Origin of the sequence: Phormidium pseudopriestleyi FRX01, assembly GCF_017313335.1 — a bacterium.
GTDB classification, from domain to species: domain Bacteria; phylum Cyanobacteriota; class Cyanobacteriia; order Cyanobacteriales; family Laspinemataceae; genus Laspinema; species Laspinema pseudopriestleyi.
In genome coordinates this window covers 1-4,118 of the sequence record NZ_JAFLQW010000174.1, presented here as the reverse complement: position 1 = coordinate 4,118, position 4,118 = coordinate 1, and the positions used below count along the sequence as shown (strand labels likewise).

Genomic DNA, 4,118 nt, shown 5'->3' with positions numbered 1-4,118 from the left:
TTAATTGTTACCCCCAACTTCAATGACCTTACTCAGTTTGATTCTCTCCTTCTTTCCGGCGATCGTCATGGGAATGACGGCAGCATCCTTTCTCTGGATTTGTCTGTCTCCGGGCATTTTAGGGATTTTCGCCTTACTCTTGTCTCTGTATGGATTTCCGGTACTGGTTTATCGGATCCACGATTATTTTTATCCCGTAAAAGAAGGAATTTCCTACCTGAAAGGGCCAGATTATTCTCCCTGGTGGGGAGGTCATCAAATTCAGGCTATTTATATTACGTTTCCGGCCATTGAATCGGTGTTAAGGCTAATTCCCGGTGCATTTTCCCTGTGGTTGAGATTGTGGGGGGCAAAAATTGGGCGAGGTATTTATTGGCTGCCGATTTTAGAACTGGCCGATCGCGGATTATTAGAAGTAGGCGATCGCACCATTGTTGGCCATCGAGTCGGGATTTACAGTCATGTTATTAAACCGAAACATAACAATTTAATGCTGTATGTAAAATCCGTCAAAATTGGCAATGATGTGTTTGTCGGATCCGGGACACATTTCGGTCCGGGAGTCACCATCGCCGATGGCACTTATCTTCCCATTGCCACCCATCTTTATCCCAATACTAAAGTCACTCCCCGCAATCATTCGACTGATTAGATTTATATAAAAGGCGGATTTCAGGAGGATTAGGCTGTATAAATAATTAGTCAAGCATGATGGGTTTTCCCTTCGGGAGTTTAGCCCATTAAAATTTCCTGAACTCAGGCAAAATGCACCCCGTGATTTTGCTTCCTCAACTCTTTCTAATTATTGATTCAGCCCATTGAAATCGGATAACCATGATGCGTCCTATTATTCAACTTTTTTCTTTTCTGCTCGGTCTATATGCCTATAGATTTTCCCAAGCTTTAAAAAATCCTCGGAGGTCTCAGCGGTCTGTCCAACAAGAAATTTATCGAAATTTTCTCAGCAGTGACTATGGCAAATCCCTGGATTTAGGTGCTGCTTCCCAGACCTCTTTAAATGAGCAATGGAATCAGATTCCTGTGGTGAATTATGAGGACATTCAAGACTGGATTGAACCGGCTGATTCGCCAGGTTCACAGGAGTTTAAGAACTCTTCGCAAAACACTCCATTGCCGGGAAAGTCTCTGACTCCTGAACCGATTTTATTTTATGAAAAAACCTCGGGAAGTCGGGGACCGGCTAAATGGATTCCCTACACCCAATCCCTACGTTCTAGCTTTAACGCAATGTTTTGTGTTTGGGTACATGATTTGATTCAGAATGGACCCAAGTTTGAGACGGGAAAATTTTATTTTTGTATTTCCCCGCAACTAAAAGACCCCCAAATTGTCACAGAAAATGCAGGCGGACTGGCGGATGATTCGGAGTATTTAGATGGGTGGTTGCGCGCATTACTCAGTTTGGTATTAGTCGCACCACCTAGACTGAAACACCTGCAAGATCCGGATGAGTTCAAAGAACAGTTAAGTCTGGAACTGTTATGCGAAGACCGATTAGAAGCGATTTCCATTTGGAGTCCGAGCTTTCTGAAAGTGCTGTTGGATTATATCGAAACCCATCGGGAGTCGCTGTTAGAGAAATTAGGTGATAAAATTTCTGGCGATCGCTCGCAACTGTTGAAGCAGTCTCCGATTCCCTGGACCCAAATTTGGCCGAAACTGAAACTGATTTCCTGTTGGGATAGCAGTCACTCGCGGGAACAATCGGAATTTCTGCGAAAACTTTTTCCCGGGGTGATGGTACAGGGGAAAGGATTACTCGCAACCGAAGCGCCGATGACGATTCCATTAATTGCAGCTCAGGGATTTGTTCCCCTGCTCAATGAAGTGTTTTTTGAATTTGAGGATAAGACCCAAAAGATTTATAAACTCCATGAAATTAAACAGGGGGAAGAATATACCCTGATTATTTCTCAAAAAGGGGGGCTGTATCGATATCGGATCGGCGATCGCGTTCGAGTCAGCCATTTTTATCACAAAACCCCCTGTTTGGAATTTCTGGGACGCGATCGCAGCATCAGCGATTTAGTCGGGGAAAAGCTCTCCGAAACATTTGTCAAAACCGTCCTCGAAGACATATCCTTAGAAACCACCTTTTTCAAAACTCTCGTCCCGGTGACCCAACCCGTTGCCCATTATCTGTTGTTACTGGATGAGGCCCAGGAGTCACCCGAGGCGATCGCCCAAAAATTAGACCGCGCCCTGATGCGATCGCCCCACTATCGTCACGCCCGCTTACTAGGACAACTCGACCGTCCCCGCGTCTTCATCTCCAAAGAAATCCCCCACTCTTTAATCCGATATCGAACCCAATCCGGCAAAAAATGGGGGGATCTCAAACATGAAATTTTGGCGAATGCACCCATTGATAGCGAACTCTTGCAGGAATTAGAAACCCTAGTCCAACCCAATTTTATTCCCGAGGTCCCCTCTAATTGGCAACTGTGTCGCTCATATTAGAACCGTAGTCCCCCCTCACTAATTCTCCTTTGGCATTTCTATAGAAAACGCGCCATTATGATTTGATGGATTATAAGGCAAGCAAGCCCAAAGGAGAAAAATGAGATGACAACCAACTCTGAATTTATCAATCAGGTTGTAGCGCTAGTTAATCAACGACGCGCCCTCGCCAATTTGCCGCCCGTGGCAGTAGATTCCCAGTTAAATCGAGCCGCCCAAATCCATGCCGAAGATATGGCGGACAACGACTTTTTTAGTCTCACCGGCTCAGATGGCTCCACAACAGTCAGCCGGTTGGCAGCAGTCGGATATCGCTTCAGCAACTTCCAGGAGAATATTTCTGCGGCCCTTCCCACCCCAGAGCAAGTTGTCGAAAATTGGTTCAACGATCCCGGACAGCGAGAAACCCTCCTCAAACCCGGAGTTGATAATATCGGGGTTGGTTATTTCTTCCTAGAAAACGATCCGGGAACCTTTAACGCTAACCATTACTGGAGTTTAGTCGTTGCCGCCCGCGCCGCTGGCAGTAATATTGTGGGATTCAATTTTCCCAACGCCCTCCAAGGCAGTGTCGGTGACGATACCATTTTTGGATCCGTTGGCAACGACACGATTTTTGGCAATGCCGGAAACGACCAAATCTTTGGTCGCCTTGGAGACGATATCCTCTTTGGGAACGAAGGCAACGATCAACTCTTTGGGGAAGAAGGGAACGATACCCTCTTCGGGGGTCAAGGGGACGACTTTCTCGATGCTGGACCCGGAAACGATTTTCTCTCCGGAGATGAGGGCAATGATACCCTCACCAGTGAGTCCGGATTCAATATCTTTGAAGGCGGTGGCGGCAACGATCTCATCGGTGGCGGCATCAACAACGACACCATTTCCGGCGGTGACGGAGATGATCTCGTCTATGCTGGAGCCGGTGATGATAATGTCATCGGAGAAGCTGGTAACGACATCATTTTTGGCAATGTGGGGAATGACATCCTCAATGGCGGTAGCGCTAACGATACCCTCTACGGCGGCCAAGATGACGATACCCTCTACGGCGAGAGTGGGGACGACCAACTCTACGGCGACAAAGGGAACGACCAACTCTTTGGTGGCGATGGCAACGATCTGCTCTATGGAGGTGAAGGCACCGATACCATCTTCGGCAACGACGGGGACGATGTGATCTTTGGCAATCAAGGAGATGATACCCTCGCCGGGGGTGACGGTGCTGATACCATCTATGGGGGACAAGACAACGATCAAATCTTTGGCGATGGCGACAACGATCTGCTCTTTGGGGACCTCGGTAACGATACCGTGATTGGGGGTGCAGGCAACGATAGCATCTATGGCGGCGAAGGTAACGATCAACTCAGTGGACAAGAAGGGGATGACAACCTCTTTGGCAACCAGGGCCGCGATACCCTGCGAGGCGGTGTAGGCAACGATACCCTCTATGGCGGCAAGGGGGAGGACCTGTTATTTGGAGAAGCTGATGATGATTTCCTCTCCGGGGATTTAGGAAACGATACCCTGTTTGGTGGAAGCGGAAATGATACCCTCTTAGGCGGTCCCGGGTCGGATTTATTGTTTGGAGAAGCTGGGAATGATACCTTACTTGGCGGCGAGGGCAGCGATAC

General features: G+C 47.8%; 3 protein-coding genes. All 3 read left to right on the top strand.

Annotation, left to right across the window (positions count from 1 at the left end):
• Window positions 1-22: 22 nt before the first annotated feature.
• The gene (locus J0895_RS06340) at window positions 23-652 is read left to right on the top strand and encodes an acyl transferase (protein WP_207087267.1); all 630 of its coding nucleotides are present in this window, start codon (window positions 23-25) and stop codon (window positions 650-652) included.
• A gap of 182 nt (window positions 653-834) precedes the next feature.
• Window positions 835-2,481: a GH3 family acyl-acid amido synthetase gene (locus J0895_RS06335; RefSeq protein ID WP_207087266.1), complete on the top strand. Its 1,647-nt coding sequence runs from the start codon at window positions 835-837 to the stop codon at window positions 2,479-2,481.
• Between the two features lie 105 nt (window positions 2,482-2,586).
• Window positions 2,587-4,118, top strand: a 1,532-nt coding sequence (locus J0895_RS06330; protein WP_242541099.1) for a CAP domain-containing protein, incomplete at its 3' end; no start/stop codon positions are given.